This is a genomic window from Bradyrhizobium sp. CCBAU 53421 (assembly GCF_015291625.1).
Classification (GTDB): Bacteria; Pseudomonadota; Alphaproteobacteria; order Rhizobiales; family Xanthobacteraceae; genus Bradyrhizobium.
Window position 1 is genome coordinate 1918809 of the sequence record NZ_CP030047.1, and the last position, 20665, is coordinate 1939473.

General features: G+C 63.9%; 17 protein-coding genes. 8 read left to right on the plus strand and 9 right to left on the minus strand.

The annotated features are described in order from the left end of the window. The first annotated feature begins 3 nt into the window (after positions 1–3). The 6 genes from XH92_RS09100 (at position 4) to XH92_RS09125 (ending at position 5600) form a co-directional block, all read left to right on the plus strand. Positions 4–417: a hypothetical protein gene (locus XH92_RS09100; protein ID WP_246788350.1), complete on the plus strand. Its 414-nt coding sequence runs from the start codon at positions 4–6 to the stop codon at positions 415–417. A gap of 82 nt (positions 418–499) precedes the next feature. After that, positions 500–1810 (plus strand): TAXI family TRAP transporter solute-binding subunit, encoded by a 1311-nt coding sequence (locus XH92_RS09105; RefSeq protein WP_194458909.1) that lies wholly within the window; start codon positions 500–502, stop codon positions 1808–1810. Positions 1811–1896: 86 nt separating this feature from the next. After that, positions 1897–3582: a DUF3300 domain-containing protein gene (locus tag XH92_RS09110; RefSeq protein WP_194458910.1), complete on the plus strand. Its 1686-nt coding sequence runs from the start codon at positions 1897–1899 to the stop codon at positions 3580–3582. Continuing rightward, positions 3579–4511 carry a DUF2950 domain-containing protein gene (locus tag XH92_RS09115; protein WP_194458911.1) on the plus strand — a complete coding sequence of 311 codons (933 nt, stop codon included), beginning with the start codon at positions 3579–3581 and terminating at the stop codon, positions 4509–4511. The genes XH92_RS09110 and XH92_RS09115 overlap by 4 nt, the downstream gene beginning before the upstream one ends. 16 nt (positions 4512–4527) lie before the next feature. Beyond that, positions 4528–4959, plus strand: a complete 432-nt coding sequence (locus tag XH92_RS09120) for a hypothetical protein (protein ID WP_246788351.1) — start codon at positions 4528–4530, stop codon at positions 4957–4959. A gap of 458 nt (positions 4960–5417) precedes the next feature. Next, the gene (locus tag XH92_RS09125) at positions 5418–5600 is read left to right on the plus strand and encodes a hypothetical protein (protein ID WP_194458912.1); all 183 of its coding nucleotides are present in this window, start codon (positions 5418–5420) and stop codon (positions 5598–5600) included. Between the two features lie 60 nt (positions 5601–5660). Here the strand turns inward: XH92_RS09125 and XH92_RS09130 are convergent, their stop codons facing one another. Together XH92_RS09130 and XH92_RS09135 are read right to left on the minus strand one after the other, a co-directional pair. After that, on the minus strand, positions 5661–6290 hold the full coding sequence (locus XH92_RS09130; protein ID WP_194458913.1) for an alpha/beta hydrolase: 630 nt from the start codon (positions 6288–6290) through the stop codon (positions 5661–5663). Next, complete coding sequence (locus XH92_RS09135; RefSeq protein ID WP_194458914.1) at positions 6287–7225, minus strand: ring-cleaving dioxygenase; 939 nt, start codon at positions 7223–7225, stop codon at positions 6287–6289. Before XH92_RS09135 ends, XH92_RS09130 begins: the two co-directional genes overlap by 4 nt. Before the next feature lie 122 nt (positions 7226–7347). Between XH92_RS09135 and XH92_RS09140 the strand changes: the two genes are divergently transcribed. After that, positions 7348–8241, plus strand: a complete 894-nt coding sequence (locus tag XH92_RS09140; RefSeq protein WP_194458915.1) for a LysR family transcriptional regulator — start codon at positions 7348–7350, stop codon at positions 8239–8241. A gap of 90 nt (positions 8242–8331) precedes the next feature. On the opposite strand, the gene XH92_RS09145 is transcribed toward XH92_RS09140, so the two are convergent. Further along, on the minus strand, positions 8332–10572 hold the full coding sequence (locus tag XH92_RS09145) for an NADP-dependent isocitrate dehydrogenase (RefSeq protein WP_194458916.1): 2241 nt from the start codon (positions 10570–10572) through the stop codon (positions 8332–8334). Between the two features lie 648 nt (positions 10573–11220). On the opposite strand from XH92_RS09145, the gene XH92_RS09150 reads away from it, so the two are divergent. After that, the gene (locus XH92_RS09150) at positions 11221–12960 is read left to right on the plus strand and encodes an alpha/beta hydrolase (protein WP_194458917.1); all 1740 of its coding nucleotides are present in this window, start codon (positions 11221–11223) and stop codon (positions 12958–12960) included. A 538-nt stretch (positions 12961–13498) separates the two neighbouring features. On the opposite strand, the gene XH92_RS09155 is transcribed toward XH92_RS09150, so the two are convergent. The 6 genes from XH92_RS09155 to XH92_RS09180 form a co-directional block, all read right to left on the minus strand. Continuing rightward, entirely contained in the window at positions 13499–14431 is a 933-nt protein-coding gene (locus XH92_RS09155; RefSeq protein WP_194458918.1) for a sugar-binding protein, read from the minus strand. 97 nt (positions 14432–14528) lie between these two features. Then, positions 14529–15611, minus strand: a complete 1083-nt coding sequence (locus XH92_RS09160) for an ABC transporter permease (protein ID WP_194458919.1) — start codon at positions 15609–15611, stop codon at positions 14529–14531. Continuing rightward, positions 15611–16375 carry an ATP-binding cassette domain-containing protein gene (locus XH92_RS09165; protein WP_194458920.1) on the minus strand — a complete coding sequence of 255 codons (765 nt, stop codon included), beginning with the start codon at positions 16373–16375 and terminating at the stop codon, positions 15611–15613. The genes XH92_RS09160 and XH92_RS09165 overlap by 1 nt, the downstream gene beginning before the upstream one ends. Before the next feature lie 40 nt (positions 16376–16415). Then, positions 16416–17765, minus strand: a complete 1350-nt coding sequence (locus tag XH92_RS09170) for a carbohydrate porin (protein WP_194458921.1) — start codon at positions 17763–17765, stop codon at positions 16416–16418. Between the two features lie 268 nt (positions 17766–18033). Then, the gene (locus XH92_RS09175; protein ID WP_194458922.1) at positions 18034–19092 is read right to left on the minus strand and encodes an ABC transporter permease; all 1059 of its coding nucleotides are present in this window, start codon (positions 19090–19092) and stop codon (positions 18034–18036) included. Then, positions 19089–20615, minus strand: coding sequence for a sugar ABC transporter ATP-binding protein (locus tag XH92_RS09180; protein WP_194458923.1), 1527 nt, complete (start codon positions 20613–20615; stop codon positions 19089–19091). The genes XH92_RS09175 and XH92_RS09180 overlap by 4 nt, the downstream gene beginning before the upstream one ends. Positions 20616–20665: the final 50 nt, after the last annotated feature.

The following is a 20665-nucleotide window of genomic DNA, read 5'->3' on the forward strand; positions in this document are numbered from 1 at the left end:
CATATGAAACCAGACCGCAAGCTTCGCGCGATCATGATGGCGGGCACGATCGTCGCATTGCCGGATTGCGCGTGCGCCTTCGACCTGACCGGCGCCTGGGCCACGAGCGTCGAGCAGTGCCGAAAAGTGTTCGCCCACAAGGGCAGGGCGAACCAGCTGACCTTCACGAATTTCTCGGGCGTCTATGGCGGTGGATTCATCGCCGAGCCCGATCGCCTCCGGGGCAAGTTCGAGAACTGCAAGATCAAATCGCGCAAGGATGACGGCCAGAACATCAACATCATCGTCGGTTGCGCGTCGGGAATCATGGTATCCAATGTGCAGTTCTTCCTTAAGGCGGTCGACGACGATACCATTACGCGCCAGTTCCCGGGCATCGAGGGGATGGAGGTCAACTATCATCGTTGCAGGATCTAGAGGCGTCCGTTGCCCGCGCTGGACCAGCGCCGTCACACCGTTGTCGGCTGACCCCGGATAGCGCGCCGTGGATCCGAGCAGCTTGCCGAGGTCATTTCGCATCGCCCTGGTGGTGGGAATTGCTCTTCTCGCAGCAGGCGCCGGCTTGCTCGCCTATCGCTGGTATGAGCGGCCGACGACCTTGACGATCGCGGTTGGCTCGCTGGATGGCGAGGCCGGCAGGCTGGTCTCGGCGATCGCCGGAAAGCTCGCCCAGTCGAAAGCGCCGGTCCGGCTCAGCCTGATCCAGACCCCCGGACCGCTCGAGTCCGCCAACGCCTTCGCATCGGGAAAGGTCGACCTCGCGGTCGTACGCGGCGATGTCGGCGATCTCTCACAGGCCCAGGCCGTCATCGTGTTGGCGCACGCCACCGTGCTGATGGTCGCGCCGCCCGGAGCTGCGATATCCGATCTGGCGGAGCTGAAGCGCGCTACCATCGGCGTGATCGGCGCCGATGCCAATCAGAAGCTGATCAAGGTGCTGACCGACGAGTACGACCTGGCGCGGGCGGGCGTGACGTTCAAGCCGCTTGCGCCCGCGGACGCGCGCCGGGCGCTCGACACGAAGGAAGTCCGCGCGATCCTGCTCGTGATGCCCCTGACCGAGAAATATCTTGCACTGCTGCGCAATGTCTTCCCGCACACCGCGCGAGCCGGTCCGGTGATGATCGCCATCGAATCCGCCGGCGCGATCGCGGAGAAGGAGCGCGCCTATGAGAGCTTCGATGTGCCGAAGGGGACCTTGCGCGGCTCGCCGCCGATTCCTTCCGACGACCTGACGACGCTGCAGACGTCGTTCTACCTGGTGGCGCAGAAGAAGCTCGGGAATGACCTGATCGGCGACCTGACGCAGTCGATCATGAGCGCGCGGCGAGACCTGCTTGCCGAGCTGCCGGGGCTTTCCCAGATCGCCACGCCCGACACCGATGCGAGCGCCTACCTGCCGGTGCATCCCGGGGCGGCGGCGGTCTATGAGGGGACGCGGGAGAGCTTTCTCGACCAGTGGGGCAATGCGATCTTCCTGGCGCCGATGATCGCGGGCGGGCTGGCGTCGGTGCTTGCGGCGGCGTGGAAATTACTCCGGCCGGTCGAGGCACCGAGCCGCCGGGAGGCGCTCGATACGCTCTATGCGCTGGGGCCTCGAATCCGGGCGGCCGAACGCGTCTCGGAGCTGGAAGAGATCGAGCGCGAAATCGACCAGGTGCTGCGGACGCAGCGCAGCCAGCCGGCCGCGGACGACAGGAGCGAGCGTGCCGTCACGGCCGTGAACGTTGCGGCGCACCGGCTCGAAAATCTGATCCACGACCGCCGCGCCCACCTTGCGTCGCAGCCGCAGGACGAGGTCGGAAGCTGAGCGGACAATCGCTTTCCTTGATCTCGATCAAAGGGGGGACGTCGCCGTGGCCGATGCTGTCGCCCATCGTGTCGATGGAGGTGGCCATGTTCCGTTGGGGCAAGACCCTGCTTGCGGTTGCGCTGGTGTCGGTGACATCAGTTGCGGCATTCGCGCAAACCGCCGACAAGCCGCCGGTCCAAGCCAGCCAGCCGGCCGCGCCAGCAGGGCAGCCGGCCGATCAGTTGCTGAAGCCTGAGCAGCTGGAAGCCCTGGTGGCGCCGATCGCGCTCTATCCGGACTCGCTGCTCGCCAATGTGCTTGCGGCTTCAACCTATCCGCTGGAGGTCGTGCAGGCCGATCGCTGGCTGAAGGAGCGCAAGAGCCTGAAGGGCGACGCGCTGAAGGCCGAGGTCGACAAGCAGGCCTGGGATGACAGCGTGAAGGCGCTCGCCAGCACCGCCGATGTGCTCGCGATGATGAGCGACAAGATCGATTGGACGAAGAATCTGGGCGATGCCGTGCTGGCCCAACAGGCCGACGTGATGGATGCGATCCAGCGGCTGCGCAGCAAGGCGCAGGCAAACAACAAGCTGGTGACGACCAAGCAGCAGAAGGTCAGCGTCCAGACCCAGGAGAACAAGCAGGTCATCGTCATCGAGCAGACCGATCCGAACACGGTCTACGTCCCCTATTACGATCCCGCCACGGTCTACGGTACCTGGCCCTATGCTGCATACCCGCCGTATTATTTCGGCTACCCGTCCTATATCGGCGCCGGTGTGGTCGCGGCAGGCCTTGCCTTCGGCGCCGGATGGGCGATCGGACGCTGGGGCAATTATTGGGGCGGCGGCTGCAACTGGGGCAATCGCAACGTCTATGTGAATCATTTCAACAGAACCAACAATATTGCGAATGGCTGGCAGCACAATCCGGCGCATCGCCAGGGCGTTCGCTACAACAACAGCAACGTCCAGCAGCGCTTCGGCGGCAACAGCAATCGGGCCGGCGTCAGCGATCGGATGAACTATCGCGGCCGCGACGGTCAGCAGGTTCTCAATCCGGGCGGCGATCGCGCGGGTGCGGGCGATAGGGCTGGAGACCGGGCAGGAGACCGCGGCGGCGATCGCGCCGGAGACCGTGCGGGTGATCGCGCTGGAGATCGTGGAGGTGACCGCGCCAGAGGTGGCGACCGTGCCGGCGCGAGCGATCGTGCCAAAGGTGGCGACCGCGCCGGTGCCGGCAACAAGGCCAAGGGCGGCGGTGATCGCGCGAAGGCCGCCAACCGCGGCAACGCCGGGAACCGCGCAGCGGCGGCGAATCGCGGCGGCGCCATGAACGTGTCGTCCGGACGGGCAGCTGCGGCGGCATCGGCGCGCGGGCGATCAAGCATGGCCAGCATGCCGCGCGGCGGCGGCGCGAGCTTCGCAGGCCGTGGAGGCGGTGGCTTCGCCGGCGGCGGAGGTGGCGGCTTTCGGGGTGGTGGTGGCGGTGGCGGATTCCGCGGCGGCGGCGGACGGCGTTCCGACATCGCGCTCAAGCACGATATCGAGCTGCTTGGGTATCTCGCCAACGGCCTCGGCTATTACCGCTTCAGCTATCTCGGCAGCGGCAAAGCCTATGTCGGGGTGATGGCGCAGGAGGTCGAGCGTGTCATGCCGGCGGCGGTGACACGCGGCGCGGACGGCTATCTCAGGGTCTATTACGACAAGCTCGGGCTCAAATTCCGCAGCTATCACGACTGGCTTGCCACTGGAGCAAAGATTCCATCCCCGTCGGAGGCTTCACGATGACAGGCACTTCGTACTTGCGATTGGATCGCCTGGCCTTGATCGGCATCACGGCGGCGGCAGCATTCGCCTTGCTGCTTTCTCCGGTTCGCGCCCAGCAGGGCTTCCCCAATCCGGAAGATGCGGCGTCGGCGCTGGCAGCCGCCGTCAAAACCGGTACGAGCCGGGCCATGCTGAAGGTGCTGGGCCGCGATGCTGCCGACATCATCGAGTCCGGCGACGATGTCGCCGACGCCAATGCGCGAGAGCGCTTCCTGTCGGCCTACGACGCCCGGCATTCGATCCAGGCCGACGGCAACAAGAATGCCACCCTGATCCTGGGGCCGGACGATTTCCCGTTCCCAATTCCCCTCGTCAACAACTCCGACGGCTGGAGTTTCGACGCGGCCGCGGGACGTCGCGAAATCCTCTATCGCAGGATCGGCCGCAACGAGCTTGCTGCGATCCAGACCTCTCTCGCCTATGTCGACGCGCAGAACGAATATGCCGAGAAGGATCGCGGCGAGGGGGTGGGCACCTATGCCCAGCGCATCGTCAGCAGGCCGGGCAAGACCGACGGATTGTTCTGGCGCGACGACAAGGACCCGAGCCCGCTCGGTGAACTGGCGGCCCAGGCCGCGGCGGAAGGCTACAAGGTCGGCGAGCAGGCCGAGCCCTATCACGGATACTACTATCGCATCCTGAAGGCGCAGGGCTCCGACGCCCCGGGCGGCGCGCTCAACTATGTCGTGAAGGGCAAGATGATCGGGGGATTTGCACTGGTCGCCTGGCCTGCCGAGTACGGCAATTCCGGCGTCATGACCTTTCTGGTCAACCACGCAGGCACCGTCTATCAGAAGGATCTCGGTCCACGCACTGATTTCCTCGCCAAGCGTATGATTGTTTTCGATCCGGATCACACCTGGAAGAAAGTGGACCCAACAAATCCCTGAGCGAAGAGGGGCTGCAATGATGCGAGGCATCCGTCCCGTCATACTGGCGCTTGTCGCGATGGTTCTGCTGGTCGCGCCGTGCTTCGCGCAGGCCACCGGACACGTCCAGGTCAAGTTCGTGAAAGCGGCGCTCGTCGTGGGGGGCGGTGGCGGAAGCGGTACGCTGGTCTACCGCGGGCGGCATTATCGGTTCATCGTGTCCGGCTTCAGCCTCGGCGTGAGCGCGGGGGCGTCAGTGACCTGGCTGGAAGGCACAGCCACAGGCATCAGAGAGGTCAACGATTTCGCCGGCAGCTATACGCTGGTCGGGGGAGGCGGCGCATGGGCCGCCGGCGTAGGCGGCGTGAGTATGCGAAATGAACACGGTGTTCTGCTCACGCTCAAAGGGCCGAAAGCCGGGCTGGAATTTGCCGCAAATCTGGGCGGGCTAACCGTTTCGCTGCGGTGAACTCGAGGTCGGATCGGCGCCGCGACCAAGAGCACTGGCGAGCATCTCAGGCTGCTAGGAGTCGGACGCAGAATTCCGGACGATCTCTATTTCGTCTTCTCCGGTGTCCGCATCGAGGACCTGTAGCGGGGTGGATGGCGAGCAGTACTGGCCATGCCTGGGCGATCACCTGAAATGGCAGCTCGAGATGGTTGCATCAGGGATCGAATCTGCTGGGAGGCGAGCAATCGCGCAAGGACGGCGGACTTCGACGAGCTAGCGGGAGACCACCTCACGAATTAGGCTGCTCTTCGGAAGGAAAACAGCGCTTCCGAAATAGTGGGTGTCGCGATGTAGCGCTCCCCCGCTACCAAGGCTGACCCACTTTTGTAGTGGGCCTGCGGAAGGACCTTCCAGCCCACCAGTGCGGCGAGCTTTCACCTCACCTCAACCTCAAAGCATGCGGTGCGCGTCGTTTCTTGCAGGTGGCCAACTGGCCCCTTTCCGTCTTCAGCGCACGCTTGCTCCTCGACGGCAACAAGCTCCTCGAGCTCTTCAATGGCGGGCGCATTCACGACAGCATCATGCACCGGCTGGAAGGAGAGCTCGATCAGGAGGAGTTGTTCGCCGCGCGCGTGGTCGAGGTGATGGCAGGCGGCTGACGGGCATGTCCAACGAGATGGAGCCGAACTGTCGTAATGACAGTCCGGCTCCTGATCAGGCTAGGCAACCTGGGTTTCGACGTTGGCGATCCAGTCGCGGGCCAGATTGACGTCCGCCTGCGACAGCTGGTGACCGGACGGCAAGGTCCTGAGCGTCACCTTGGCTCCTGCGTCCGCGAGCATGGCCGATAGTCTCGCCGCATTGCCGGGCGGAACGATCGGGTCCGACTGCCCCGAGAGGATGAGCACCGGCTTGCCGTCGAGCCTTGCCTTGGGCGGATCCGACAGCGGCACCATGGCGCGAAGCAGCACCGCGCCGGCGAGCACCTCCGGCTTCATCAGCAGCAGCGCGGCGGCGATGTTCGCGCCGTTGGAAAATCCTACCGCGACCGGCGCCGCGATGCCGTGGCGTCGCCGCGCGTCCTCGACGAATGCGCCAAGCTCGAGTGCGCGCTTGCGTACGTCCTGCTCGTCGAACACGCCCTCCGCCAGGCGTCGGAAGAAACGCGGCATGCCGTGTTCAAGGACGCGGCCGCGCGGCGAGAGCAGGGCGGAGCCAGGCGATATCATGGCTCCGAACTGCAGCAGGTCGTTCTCGTCGCCGCCGGTGCCGTGCAACAGCAGCAGCGGAGGCGCGTCAGCCCTGCTGGCTTTCTCAAAGCGATAGGCGAAGGAGGGGGTGTCCGTCACGACACGGCTCCTTCCAGCTTCGGCAAGACACCCTCGATCTCCTTGCGATGCGACTCGAGGAAGCCCGGCAGCTTCAGTGCGCGTCCCAGCGTCTCCACCGGCTCGTCGACGGCAAAGCCCGGGATATCCGTTGCGATCTCGAACAGCACGCCACCCGGCTCGCGGAAGTAGATCGAGCGGAAGTAGTTGCGATCCTTCTGTTCGGTCGGGTGCAATCCGTGATTCTCGACGAGCTTCTGCGCCATCTTGCCCTGCTCGGCATCGTCGGCCGCGCGGAATGCGATGTGATGCACCGAACCGCCGCCCTGGTGGCCGCGCAGGAATCCCTTCGCCTCATAGATGTCGACGACGCTGCCGTTGACGTCACCGGCCGCCTTGTAGCGGATCACGGAGCCCTCTCGGGCCGTCTCCTTGAAGCCGAACACGTCGGTCAGGACCGCCGCGGTCTTGGCGGCATTGTCGAGCAGCAGCGTCACGCCGTGAAAGCCGCGGATTGCGTGCTCGACCGGAACGTCGCCGTTGCTCCAGGCCGGCTCGTCTTCGGCGCCGGGCACACCGACGAGCGCGAGCGCCATGCCGTCGGGATCCGTGAACGGCAGGACAGATTCTCCGAACCGCTTTTCCAGCGCTTCGTAGTGGATGCCCTTTTCGAGGAAGCGCTGCGTCCAGTAGCCCAACGAGCGCTGCGGCACGCGGAACGCGGTCTGGTGGGTCTCGCCAACGCCCCGTCGCCCGGGAGGAACGCCCTGCCAGGGAAAGAAGGTCAGGATCGTGCCGGGCCGGCCGGTCTCGTCGCCGTAATAGAAATGATAGGTGGCGGGATCGTCGAAATTGACCGTCCGCTTGACGAACCGCAGGCCGAGATCCCGCGTGTAAAAGCCGAAATTCCTGATGGGGTCGCCGGCGATGGCGGTGACGTGATGAAGTCCTGACATGTCTTCCTCCAGATCGAGTGAGCAACTTCGTTTCGCAATACATATCGGACGGCTTCATTCTGAGGACAATTCGTGCTTTTATGGCGTATATGTCTACGATTTGGCGACAATCGAGGGGGTAGATGGACAAGCTGGCGAGCCTCAGAGCCTTCGTAAAGGTCGTCGAAAGCGGCAGCTTCGCCGAGGCCGGCCGCCAGATGCGGCTCTCGCGGTCGGCGATCAGCAAATATGTCGGAGATCTCGAGGAGAGCCTCGGGGTGCAATTGCTGAACCGCACCACCCGGCACGCGAGCCCGACCGAAAACGGCCAGATGTATTTCGAGCGTGCGGTCGTCATCCTCTCGGACGTCGACGCCGCGGACCAGGCGGTCACCCAGCTGCAATCGGCGCCGCGCGGCCTGTTACGCGTCAATGCGCCGATGTCGTTCGGCACGATGCGCCTCGGGCCGGCGCTCGCCGATTTCATGACGAAGTATCCCGACCTTCAGCTGCAACTCGTGTTGAGTGACGATCTCCTTGACCCTGTTCAGGACGGCTTCGACGTCACGCTGCGGATCGCCGAACTGGAATCCTCGAGCCTGATCGCGCGCAAGATCGTTCCGGTCCCGCGGCTGGTCTGCGCATCGCCCGACTATCTGAGACGTCATGGCACGCCACTCCATCCGCAGGACCTGCGCGACCACGTCTCGCTGACCTACGGCTTCCTGCTGACGGGCAATCAATGGAAGCTGACGGGCAGCGACGGCGTCCACTGGATCCAGCCGGCGTGGTCGCTGTGCGTCAACAACGCGGAGGTGCTGCGCGACGTGGCGGTCAGGGGCAAGGGCGTCGCGCTGATACCGGAGTTCATCGCGGCGGAGGCGCTGAAGGACGGCCGTCTGCAGGCTATCCTTGCGAACTATTCGGCGCCGCCGCTGACGCTTTACGCGGTGTATCCGCCGACCCGACATCTCGCCGTCAAGGTTCGCCTGTTCATCGATTTCCTCGTCGATCGGTTCGGGCCGGGCGCCGGCTGAGCGCATCAATCGCGATGCGCGTTTCGCACCTTTGTCTGCCCCGGAGACACAGTCGATCGAAGTTTCCGATGTGAACCAGGCTTCGGGCCTCTACGAGCGTCCCATCTGGGCCAGCGCCGCATTGAGCGTCGGGCTCGGGCGCATCACGGTTTCGCATCTGTGCGAGTCAGGCAGGTAGTAGCCACCGATATCGGCGGGCTTGCCTTGCACGGCGGCGAGTTCGGCAACGATCTTGTCTTCATTGCGGGTCAACAACTCGGCCAGCGGTTTGAATTTCGCCTGCAATGTGGGGTCCTCGGTTTGCGCGGCGAGTTCCTGTGCCCAATACATTGCGAGGTAGAATTGGCTCCCACGGTTGTCCAGTTCGCCGGTACGCGGCGAGGGCGACTTCCGGTTGTCCAGCAGCCTTCCCGTGGCGGCGTCCAGGGTTTTGGCCAGCAGCTTGGCTTTTTGGTCGCCCGTCTTCAGGCCGAGGTCTTCCAGTGATACTGCCAAGGCCAGGAACTCGCCGAGCGAGTCCCAGCGCAGGTGGTTTTCTTCCACCAGCTGCTGCACGTGTTTGGGCGCCGAGCCGCCGGCGCCGGTCTCGTACATGCCGCCGCCTGCCATCAGCGGCACGATCGACAGCATCTTGGCCGAGGTGCCGAGCTCCATGATCGGAAACAGGTCGGTCAGATAATCGCGTAGAATGTTGCCGGTGGCGCTGATCGTGTCCTGACCCCGGATCACGCGTTCCAGCGTGTAGCGCATGGCCCGCACCTGGCTCATGATCTGGATATCCAGGCCGGTGGTGTCGTGCTCGTGCAGGTACATTTTGACCTTGGTGATGAGCTGCGCCTCATGGGGGCGGTACGGGTCCAGCCAGAACAGGACCGGCATGCCGGAATGCCGGGCGCGATTGACGGCCAGCTTGACCCAGTCGCGGATGGCGGCGTCCTTCACCTGGCACATGCGCCAGATGTCGCCTTGCTCCACGTTCTGGCTCAAGAGCACCTCGCCGGTGGCGAGGTCTGTGATGTTGGCGATGCCGTCCTCAGGGATTTCAAAGGTCTTGTCGTGCGAGCCGTATTCCTCGGCCTGTTGCGCCATCAGTCCTACGTTGGGCACGGTGCCCATGGTCCTGGGGTCGAACGCGCCGTGCCACTTACAGAAATTGATGATCTCCTGATAGATGCGCGCGAAGGTGCTTTCGGGCATCACGGCCTTGACATCCTTCAGGCGCCCGTCGGCGCCCCACATCTTGCCTCCGTTCCGGATCATCGCAGGCATCGACGCGTCGACGATGATGTCGTTGGGCGAATGAAAGTTGGTAATGCCCTTGGCCGAGTCGACCATCGCCAGTTCGGGCCGGTGCTCGTGGCAGGCATGCAGGTCGCGCTTGATCTCATCCTGCTTGCTCTGGGGCAGGCTGCCGATCTTGTTGTACAGGTCGACCATGCCATTGTTGACGTTCACGCCAAGTTCCTCGAACAATTGGCCGTGCTTGGCAAAAGCGTCGCGATAGAAGATCTTCACGCAGTGGCCGAACACGATGGGGTGCGAGACCTTCATCATGGTGGCTTTCACGTGCAGTGAGAACATCACGCCCGTCTTGTACGCGTCCTCGATCTGCTGCTCGTAGAACTCCAGGAGCGCTTTCTTGCTCATGAACATCGAGTCGATGACCTCGCGGTCCTGAAGCGACACCTTGGGCTTGAGCACGATGGTTCTGCCGCTCTTGGTGATCAGCTCCATCTTGACGTCACGCGGCTTATCCAGCGTCATGGACTTCTCGCCATGATAGAAGTCGCCGTGATGCATATGCGAGACGTGCGAGCGCGAGGCCTGGCTCCATTCGCCCATGCTGTGCGGATTCTTGCGCGCGTAGTTCTTCACGGCGAGCGGAGCGCGGCGATCGGAGTTGCCTTCGCGCAATACCGGATTCACGGCACTCCCGGTGCATTTGGCATAGCGCGCCCGGATCGCCTTCTCCTCGTCGGACTTTGGGCTCTCGGGATAGTCGGGAATCTTGTAGCCCTTGTCCTGCAACTCCTTGATCGCGGCCATCAGCTGCGCCACCGAGGCGCTGATGTTGGGCAACTTGATGATGTTGGTGCCCGGCAGCAGCGTCAGCCGGCCCAGTTCGGCCAGGTTGTCGGGTAAACGCTGCTCTTCGGTCAGGAATTCCGGGAATTCACCAAGGATTCGGCTCGCCACCGAGATGTCGCTGGTGACGACGTTGATGCCGACGGGGGCCGTGAACGCACGCACGATAGGCAAGAACGCTGCGGTCGCCAACGCCGGGGCTTCGTCGGTCAGCGTGTAGATGATGGTGGGAGATGCCGTACTCATGCATTCGCTTCCTTGGCGGGGGCAACATCGATGCCGATGCATCCACCGGCGTTGTTCGCCGTGAAGATGAACGAGCCCCGGGCGAGGTGCAAGAGGAAGCATGCCGTCGCGCCGGGCAGGAGCCCTGCACGACAACGGGACCCGGGTCAGCCGACGGATATTGAACGATTTGTACGGATCGTCGACGAGGCGAAATAAGCAGCTCACTCGCCGCTTCGCGCTCCTCCGGCAAGCGGGTTATCGATCACGCGAACCCGCCCAGGACCCGGCGACCCGATAGACACGCTGCGCGCGAAGCAACCGGGCGCGAACCGTCGCCCGCGCCGCAAGGCCTGACCATATTTGGCTGATGCACCGTCGCAAGGTTCGAAACGACAGCGTTCAGGTTAATTTTGGACATTGAAGAACGATCGAGGATGTCGATGCGCGCGGACCATCCGAGCCCGCGCGAAGCAGGACGATACGTACACCGCGGGCTTGCGCGGCGAAACCAACGGCACGCGTCGGCGCATAGCCTTCGCCTGTTGCGGTGCAATACCAGTGAACGGGACGGCGCGACCAAGGTCGGCGACGATTTATGTTGTCGGCCGTGCAGCTCTGGACAAACAATACAACCTGGCTGCCAAGCGACTGCGGAGGAGGCAACACATGAACAGCTTCACATCGTCGGGGAATCCATCCGAATATCTTGAGCGCCTGATGCAGGTCGGTCAGCAGTCGATGAAGCAGTTCGACGAAGCTCTAGCGACGACGATGGGCGTACGCGGGAAGGGTGCGGCGCCGGCAGGGCAGACGTTCTCGCCGTTCGCGTTTGCCCTGGACATGCAGCGCGAGTACCTGACGCAGATCTGGCGATTCTGGAATGCCACGGCGATCAGGACATTCACCCTCGGGACCAAGTCCGAGATCCAGCCGGCGCGCGGCGACAAGCGCTTCAAGGACGAGGCGTGGCAGGAAACGCCGTACTATGATCTCCTCAAGCAATCCTACTTGCTGGCGGCCAGACAGATGCACGAGCTCGTCGAGGGCGCCCAGGTCGACAACAAGACGAAGCTGCAGCTGCGCTTCTACGCCCGGCAGTTCGTCGATGCGATGAGCCCGTCAAACTTTCCGGCGACCAATCCCGAAGTGATTCGAACCGCCATCGAGACGCGCTCGGCCAGCCTTGCAAGCGGGATGGCCAATCTTATCGACGACATGAGGAAGGGGCGGATTACGCGCGTCGATGAATCCGCGTTTGAAGTCGGCGGCAATCTCGCAGTCACGCCCGGTTCGGTCGTCTTCGAGAATGAATTGATACAGCTCATCCAATATACGCCGCAGACTGTCGAGGTCGAGCGAACGCCATTGCTGATCGTGCCGCCTTGCATCAACAAGTACTATCTTCTCGATCTCGGCAAGGGCAATTCGTTCGTCGAATACGCCGTTGCGCAGGGCCACCAGGTCTTCCTGATCTCCTGGCGCAGCGCGGTTCCTGAAACGGGCCGTCTCACATGGGACGACTATCTGGAGAAAGGCCCCTTGCAGGCGATCGATGTGGTGCGCGACATCGCCAAGGTGGAGCAAGTCCATGCGCTCGGTTTCTGCGTCGGCGGCACGATCATGAGCTGCGCCGCGGGGGTGCTGGCGGCGCGTGGCGAGAACAAGCTGACGAGCCTCACGCTGCTGACGACGATGCTCGACTTCGCCGATACCGGCGATATCGGGCTGCTGATCGACGAAGGCTCGGTCGCGCTGCGCGAGGCGACCATCGGCCGGGGCGGCATCCTGCCCGGCAAGGAGCTCGCGTTCACCTTCGGAACGTTGCGCGCCAACGACCTGATATGGCGTTACGTCGTGGACAGTTACATGAAGGGGGCACCGCCTGACGTATTCGACCTGCTGTACTGGGATTCGGACAGCGTCAGCCTGCCAGGCCCGATGTATTGTTGGTACGCGCGCAACACGTACCTCGAAAACAAGATCAGGGAGCCGGGCAAGACCACGCAGTGTGGACTGCCGATCGACCTGTCGCGCGTCGAGATCCCGCTCTACGTGCTCGCCTCGCGCGAGGACCATATCGTGCCTTGGCAGAGCGCTTTCCGTTCGAAGGATCTGATAGGTACGCAACCCCGCTTTGTGCTCGCCGCGAGCGGCCACGTCGCCGGCGTGATCAATCCGCCCGCCCGCAACAAGCGCAGCCACTGGCTGAACGACGATCTCAATTGCGAAGCCAAGGACTGGCTCGGCCGCGCCGAGGAAAGGCCCGGAAGCTGGTGGCCCGATTGGGATGCATGGATGAAGCGGCATTCGAGTGGAACGGCTCCGGCCCCAACGCACGCTGGCAACGAGAGCCACGGGGTCATCGAGCCGGCGCCTGGCAGGTACGTCAAGCTGAAATCGAACTGACGACGCCGTGCTCCGTCGCGATGCGGCGCGCGCCCAGACGGTCGGCGTGCTCCTCACCGCGTTTCCTGGACGGCTCCCACGAGGTGGGCTCGACCATGCTGCGGCGGATCGTTGCGCGGATTAAATCGCGCCGCTTGCGGTAAATAGATACGGTTGCGGCGGCCCGCCTGCTACTTTGCATGGGGTTGTTTTCGATATTTTACGGGGAGCCGCGGCGACCCGACCCGACGCGACGGCGTTGCCTCGGGACGTTGCGGCTGCATGGCGGTGCCGGCGCCGCTTCAACGATCTTCCGGCCAATCGAGCGCCCTCAGCCGAGATATCTCAGGCCGGCCGCCGCCAGCGGTTCGCGCATCTTGTCCATGTCCAGTCCGGGCATTCCGTTCGCGAATAGTGGGTCTCGCAATGTAGCGGACCCCACCATCCTGAGAAGGGGGTTCTGGACTACGGCACCCTCTCGCGGCCGAGGGCGCCGCTTTTCTGTGCCAAGCACCATTTTCCACGAGTGCGTGACGTCGCCTGCGGGCTGCCCACGCTCTTATTTCAACATCGCCGCAACGTTGCCCTTGGTCACGACGTCGAGGCCGGTGTGGATGATCTGCGGCACCTTCTGACCCTTCTTGATGGCAAGCAGCGTATCCATGGCCTTCTCGCCCATCTCGAACGGACGCTGGCCGATCAGCGCATTGGCATAACCCTCGTTGAGAAGCTCGAGCTGCATCCTGAGGGTGTCGGCGACGACGAGCGTGAACTTGCCGGCGTCAATGTCCTTCTTGCTCTTGCTGGCGAACGCCTTGAAGCCTTCCGGCGCGAACATCGGCCAGCCGCCGACCGGGATGATCGCGGCAAGGTCGGGCGTTGCCGTGCGCAGATCGGTCATCTGCTGAACGCCCAGCGCCGGGTCGTCGTTGCAGAACGTCGGCGATCCCCCGACTTCGGTCCATTTCGAGCCCTTGAGCGCTTCGCGGACGCCATCGACGCGTTCGGCCAGGTTCTCCGCTCCCGGGCCGCCGGAGATCATCGCGTATTTGCCGCCGTCGGGCCGGAGCTTCAGCAATTGCTTGCCGAGCGCTACGCCGAACTCCTTGTTGTCGGTGCCGATATAGGCGATGCGCTTCGAGGCAGGGGCGTCGGAGTCGAACGTGATGACGGTAATGCCGGCCGCGGTCGCCGCCTCGATCGACTTGGTCATTGCGGCAACGTCGGCGACCGAGATGGCAAGACCGTCCACCTTCTGGGTGATGAAATCCTGGATGATCTGCGCCTGCGTCGCCGGCTCGTGCTCGACGGGACCTTTGTAGATGCACTCGATGTTGCCGAGCTCCTTGGCGCGCTTCTGGCAGCCGTCACGCGCGAAGTCGAAGAACGGATTGTTCATCGCCTTGGGCACGATCACGAATTTATAGCTCTGGGCAAAGCCGGGCGTCGCCATCATGGCGAGGACCGCGGCGGCAAAAAGTGTCTTCCTCATTGCTTCCCTCCACATTGTTCTTGTGCCCATCCCTTGAGATCGGCGGCTCCGGAGGCGGACAGGCGGACATTCGCGGTCCTCCAGAAACGAACTCTCTTCAGGCCATGCGCGCGCGGAGACGATCGACCAGCACCGCTGCGATGATGATCACGCCCACCAAGGTCTGCTGCCAATAGGAGTTGACCTGCGCGAGCACGAGGCCGTTGCGGATCACCTCGAGCAGCACGCAGCCGACGATGGCTCCGAGCGGGCCGCCGGCGCCGCCGGCGAGATTGGCGCCCCCGATGACGGCGGCCGCAATGACGTTCAGCTCGTAGGACGTCGCCATGTTTGCCGGGGCCGATCCCAGCCAGCCGCAGATGATGATGCCTTGCAGACCAGCCGCGAGCGCGCAGATCACGTAGATCTCGATCTTCACCCGCACGACCGGAATGCCGGTCAGCGCAGCCGCCTTCTCATTGCCGCCGACGGCAAAGACGTGGCGGCCGAAACTGGTGTGGTGCAGCACGACTGCCATCGCCACCGCAAGTACGACGAGGTAGATGAACGGCGCCGGCATGCCGAACACGACGCCCGAGGTCAGCGTGTAGAAGTAACTGGCTTCGGGGCCGCTCGGAAAGCTGCCGCGGCCGTTGGAGACGACATAGCCGAGGCCGCGCACGATCGAGAGCATGCCAAGCGTGGTGACGAAGGGTGACAGCCCGAGCACCGCGATGCAGAAGCCATTGACGAGGCCGACGATCAGCGCGACGCCGAGCCCTGCCAGGACCGAGACCAGCAGGATCAATCCGGGCAGATTGGCGATCACGGTCTTGCCGTCGTCACCTAGATGCACGAACCAGTCCGCGCCCGGCATGCCCGGTGTCGAGATCTGCGTCATGACCATCGAGGTGATCATCGCGGAAAAGCACATCACCGAGCCGACCGACAGATCGATGCCGCCCGTGATGATGACGAAGGTCACGCCGAGCGTGGCGATGGCGATGAAGGAAAAGTTCTTCGCCACATTCTGTATGTTGCCCTGGGTGAGGAAATAAGGGCTGGCGAAGTTCATCACCACGAACAGCGCGACCAGCGCGAGCAGGACATAGCCGGTCTGCGAGGCGAACAGGCCGCTCTGCCACCATCTGGCCTTGCCGACATTGCTGAAGGTGATGGGAGATTCCAGGGGCGTGGCCATCACGCAGCCTCCTTCGCTCCCGTGATGAGGGAGGTGACTTCCTCGGGGCTGGTGTCGCCGATCGCCTTGTCGGCGCGCTTCTCGCCACGGCGCATGACGACGACGCGGTCGCAGACCGCGAACACGTCGGGCATGCGGTGCGAGATCAGCATCACCGCGACGCCTTGTTCCTTGAGGCGATGGATCAGGCCAAGGACCTGCTCGACCTGCCGGACCGAGATCGCGGCCGTCGGCTCGTCCATCATGACGAGCTTGGCATTGGAGAGCCGCGTCCGCGCGATCGCGACCGCCTGACGCTGGCCGCCCGACATCTGCCTGACGAGATCGTGCGGTCGGGTCTCCGAACGCAACTCGCCGAACAGCTCCAGCGCGCGGGCTGCCATCGCCTTGTGGTCGAGCAACGCGAACGGACCAAGCTTGCGCGTGAGCTCACGGCCGAGGAACACATTGGCCGCTGCCGTGAGATTGTCGGCGAGCGCGAGGTCCTGGTAGACCACCTCGATCCCGATCGCGCGGGCGTCGATCGGACGGGCGAAGTGAACCACCTTGCCGTCGAAGCGGATCTCGCCGTGACTTGGCGGGAAGTTGCCGGCGATGATCTTGACGAGCGTCGACTTGCCGGCGCCGTTGTCTCCCATCAGGCCGACCACCTCGCCGGGAGAAACGCGCAGGTCGACGCCATGTAACGCGCGAATGGCGCCGAAGTCCTTGCCGATGCCCTTCAACTCCAGGACCGCCAGCCCGGCGTCGTGAGGGGTTACCATGACTGGCCTCGCTCCGGCATGCTGGCAAACCCCCGCCGACTCAGAAGTGCACCAGCGTGCGCAGACCAAGGACCCAGGCATTCTCGGTCTTGATGCCGGCGGCGTTGTAGCCGCGCCCGCCGGGATTGATCACGTACTGGGCGTCGAACTTCAGGTTCATCCAGCCGGTCGCCTGCCACCCGTACCAGGCTTCGATCGGAACTTCGTTGCCGCCTGCATTCAGGGTGAGAGCCGCCGAATTCACGTGGGTCGTGCCCACCGCGAAACCGACTTCGTCTTCCGGGCGCCAGGAGAATGTTCCGGTGTGCCTGAAGCCAAGCGCGACCTGGTAGTCCTGATACGCCGTCCGGTGATCGGCGACGGTCGTGTTGAGGAACATGTACCAGCCCTGTGCCTTTGCACCCTCAACGGTCAGCCGCTGCAGGATCGATTCATAGACGCCATAACGGCCGCGTTGATCGCCCAGATTCTGGTCCGAGACGCCGCCGATGCCGGGGGCGATCGCGATGATGCCGGGGAGGCCGCCGTCGATCGTCGATGCGCTGTCATACCAGCCGCCGAACCGCCAGGTCCCATTCAACGGACCGCTCGGTGCCCAGACCACCTCGACCGGCACCAGCACGCCGGAGGCCCGGCTCGAGCCGGGGACGCCTGGCAGGAAGTAGGTCGCAGAGTCCGACGTCGTCAGATAGTTCGGATTGGCGTCGTAGACGCCGACCGAAAGCTGCCATTCCTTGGCGAAGTTGTAGTGTGCGACGCCGGCCCATTGGCTCACCGGCCAGTTGTAGATGTAGCCACCCTGGATGTTGCCCGGCTGGCCGCCGCAGAACGTCAGGTTGATGAATTCGCACAGGCCGAAGAAGAAGTCGGAGCCGACCGGAAGGCGGCCGCCTTTCAGTTCAAGGCGGTCATCGAACAGCTTCTGCGAGTAGTAGAGTTCGGTCAGGCGAAGAATGCTGCCGCGGCCGAAGACTTCGTTGGTCAGTTGCAAGGCCGGAATGCCTGCCTCGTCATTCAGGTTGCGGCCGAAGCGGTCGACCAGCGTGAGGCCGACCGTGCCGCCCTGGATGCCGGCAAGCTTTGCCATGTCGAACTTGGCCTGGAAGAACAACTGTCCGGCCTGGGTTGCGGTGTTCCTGTTGCCGCCCGACAGATTGCCGACGGCTTCGTCGCCCAGCGTCAGGGCCAGCGAGATGCCCCGCTCCTTCAGCTGTGTCCTGCCGAGATCACCGAACAGATACGGTCTGGTCCAGAAATCATCGGTCTCCATGTAAGGCACCGGCGGAGCCTTGGTCAGGAGGTCGGCCGCATGCGCGCCGCCGTTGAACAGAGATAACAAAGCGATCCCCACGCCGCATGCCCGCGCGGTGCTTACCGACCAAAGTGACATTTTCTGCACTCCCAGCGTCCCCGGCTTTGTCCCATTTTCCGTCACGTTCCCGCCCAAAGCCCTTCAGCCTGGAACGCGCCCCGTCAGTCAGCGATCCGTCAACTTGAGATAGAAACTGCGCGCACAGCAAAGCGCTTCAAGGCGGTGGTGAGGCCTGCGTGCTGCCGCGAGCGCCGTATGCATCGTCAGTCTCCGCATCGAACTCCCCCTTGTTCCTCTACCTAAGTCGCCGCGGCCATATTCCCGATCGCGGTTCTTCCTTGTCGAGTCATGCCTGATCGCCCGCACTCGTCGGCAATGCCGTTGCGCTGCGCGGAGATGCGTTTTGCAGAATTGTGTTTTCCTTTTTCGGTGCCGTGCGCGCGAGGCCGGCCAGCGCCGCCTTGCGCCGCCGCCGGGCCTGCAACTGCTGATCCGCCAGCACGCCGATCAGAATCACGGTTCCCATCACTGCGAAGTTCAGCGAGTTCGGAATGCCGAGGATGTTGACGAGGTTCTGCAGCACTTGCAGCAGCGCGGTGCCCAGCACGATGCCGAGGATCGAGCCTTCGCCGCCGCGCAGGCTGCAGCCGCCGAGCACGGCCGCCGCGATCGCATAGAGTTCGTAGAAGTTGCCGAACGAGCTCGGCGAGACCGAGTTGGTATAGAACACGAACAAGACGGTCGAAACGCCGGCGAGGCCGCCGCTGATGACATAGGCGGTCGCGATCACGAGGTTCGTCCTGATGCCGGAAAAGCGCGCCGCTTCCTCGTTCTTGCCCACGGCATAAAGCCAGCGCCCGTAGACCGAACGGTGCAGCAGCACGCCGAGGATCACCGCAAGGATGATCAGGAAGATGAAGGTGTTCGGAATGCCCGCGACATTGCCGGAGGCGATGTTGCTCAGGGTGCTGGCCTCGTCGCCATAGCCGAAGCCGCGCGTCGAATCGCTGGTGTAGTAGCGCGCGGCGCCGCGATAGATCAGCAGCCCGCACAGCGTCACGATGAAGGGTTGCATCTTCAGCCGGGTGATCAGGAAACCCTGGATGCCGCCCAGCGCAAGCCCGCCCATCAGGACCAGCAACAGCGCGAACGGCCAGGGCACCTGATACGTCGTCAGCAGGTCGATGAAGACGACGCCAAGCAGCGCGAACATCGAGCCGAGCGAGAGATCGATGCCTCCGGTGATGATGACCAATCCTTCGCCGAGCGCGAACACACCGAACAGGCCGATCAGATTGGCCATGTTCAGCAGGTTCACGAACGACAGGAAGGCCGGATTGATCGCGCCGGTGATGGCGGAGATCACCGCCAGCAGCAAGAACAGGCCGAGTTCCTTCTTCATCATGGCGCAGCGGTCTCCAGGTTTTCGAGCGCCTGGCCGACCGCCAGCCTCAACACGTTGTATTCGCTGAACTGGTCGCGCTCGAGCACGCCGCTGACGCTGCCTTCATGCATCACAGCGACGCGGTCGGAGACGCCGATGACCTCTTCCATGTCGGACGAGATCATCACGATCGCGACACCCTGGTCGGCGAGGTTGCGCATCAGGGCGTAGATCTCGCTCTTGGCGCCGACATCGATGCCGCGGGTCGGCTCGTCGAAGAACATCACGCGCGGCTGCATCGAGAGCCACTTGCCCAGCACCACCTTCTGCTGGTTGCCGCCGGACAGCGTCACCGCTTCGATGTCGATGCTCGGCGCCTTGATCGACAGGCGCCTCGCTTGCTCATTTGCGATCTTGCGCTCGGACGTGCCGTTGACGAGCCACATCCGCGCATGATCCAGCAGGCTCGCGAGGGTCACGTTCTCCCGGATCGGCAGCTCCAGCACCAGCCCGGATTTCTTGCGGTCCTCAGGCACCAGATAGATCCCTTGCCTGATCGCATCGCGCGGCGAGGCGACACCGACCGATGCATTGTCGATCCTGATCTCGCCACCCAGCAGCGGGTCGATGCCGAACACCGCGCGGGCAAGCGAGGTGCGGCCGGCGCCGACGAGGCCGGCGAGGCCGAGGATCTCGCCGCGCCGCACGGAAAGGTCGATCTGCCGGTCGGGAAAGGCCGTCGTCACGACGCCGGCGATGTCGCAGCCGCCCGGCTGCGGCGCGTGCGCCGGCGGCGTGTACAGCGCCTTGAGGTCGCGGCCGATCATCAACCGGATCATGGCGGCATGGCTCAGCTCGTCGCGTGCCAGCTCGCCCACGGTGCGCCCGTCGCGCAACACCACGACACGATCGGCGCAGCTCATGATCTCGCCGAGCCGATGGGAGATGTAGATCACCGAGATGCCGTGAGCCTTGAGGTCGGCGATCACCTCGAGCAGCCGTTCGGTTTCCGAAATGGTCAGGCTGGAGGTCGGCTCGTCCATGATGATGACGCGGGCATCGATCGAGAGCGCCTTGGCGATCTCCACCATCTGGCGCTCCGCGATCGACAGATTGTCGACCAGCGTGCTCGGCGTGAAATCGGCGCCCAGCCGCTCCAGCAGCGGCGTGACGCGGGCGCGCATCTCCGCATTGTCGACCAGCTTCAGCGGGCCGCCGGCGAGCTTCTCGCGCCCGATGAAGACATTGGCCGCGACGTCGAGATTCTCGAACAGGTTCAATTCCTGGTGCACGAAGGCGATGCCGGCGAGGGTCGCCTCGTTCACCGTCATCCTTGCGTGGTCGTTGCCGCCGATGCGGATCACGCCCGCGCTCGGTGCAATCACGCCGGCCAGCACGCGCATCAGCGTCGACTTGCCGGCGCCGTTCTCGCCGATCAGGCCCAGCACCTCGCCGCGGAAGACGCGCAAATTGACGTCGTCGAGCGCCCTGACGCCGGGATAGGTCTTGCTGATTCCGCTGAGTTCGAGCAGCGTCTCCGCCATTCGGCATGTCCTCCCGCACCCCGCCCGGCGGCCTGTGGCGGCCGGGCGGT

Excerpts from the sequence above, each read along its gene's own strand:
- XH92_RS09155 (WP_194458918.1), bottom strand. The coding sequence starts at position 14,431 with ATGAGGAAGACACTTTTTGCCGCCGCGGTCCTCGCCATGATGGCGACG.
- XH92_RS09160 (WP_194458919.1), bottom strand. The coding sequence starts at position 15,611 with ATGGCCACGCCCCTGGAATCTCCCATCACCTTCAGCAATGTCGGCAAG.
- XH92_RS09145 (WP_194458916.1), bottom strand. The coding sequence starts at position 10,572 with ATGAGTACGGCATCTCCCACCATCATCTACACGCTGACCGACGAAGCC.
- XH92_RS09110 (WP_194458910.1), top strand. The coding sequence starts at position 1,897 with ATGTTCCGTTGGGGCAAGACCCTGCTTGCGGTTGCGCTGGTGTCGGTG.
- XH92_RS09115 (WP_194458911.1), top strand. The coding sequence starts at position 3,579 with ATGACAGGCACTTCGTACTTGCGATTGGATCGCCTGGCCTTGATCGGC.
- XH92_RS09135 (WP_194458914.1), bottom strand. The coding sequence starts at position 7,225 with ATGTCAGGACTTCATCACGTCACCGCCATCGCCGGCGACCCCATCAGG.
- XH92_RS09150 (WP_194458917.1), top strand. The coding sequence starts at position 11,221 with ATGAACAGCTTCACATCGTCGGGGAATCCATCCGAATATCTTGAGCGC.
- XH92_RS09140 (WP_194458915.1), top strand. The coding sequence starts at position 7,348 with ATGGACAAGCTGGCGAGCCTCAGAGCCTTCGTAAAGGTCGTCGAAAGC.
- XH92_RS09165 (WP_194458920.1), bottom strand. The coding sequence starts at position 16,375 with ATGGTAACCCCTCACGACGCCGGGCTGGCGGTCCTGGAGTTGAAGGGC.
- XH92_RS09100 (WP_246788350.1), top strand. The coding sequence starts at position 4 with ATGAAACCAGACCGCAAGCTTCGCGCGATCATGATGGCGGGCACGATC.
- XH92_RS09180 (WP_194458923.1), bottom strand. The coding sequence starts at position 20,615 with ATGGCGGAGACGCTGCTCGAACTCAGCGGAATCAGCAAGACCTATCCC.
- XH92_RS09120 (WP_246788351.1), top strand. The coding sequence starts at position 4,528 with ATGATGCGAGGCATCCGTCCCGTCATACTGGCGCTTGTCGCGATGGTT.
- XH92_RS09170 (WP_194458921.1), bottom strand. The coding sequence starts at position 17,765 with ATGTCACTTTGGTCGGTAAGCACCGCGCGGGCATGCGGCGTGGGGATC.
- XH92_RS09175 (WP_194458922.1), bottom strand. The coding sequence starts at position 19,092 with ATGATGAAGAAGGAACTCGGCCTGTTCTTGCTGCTGGCGGTGATCTCC.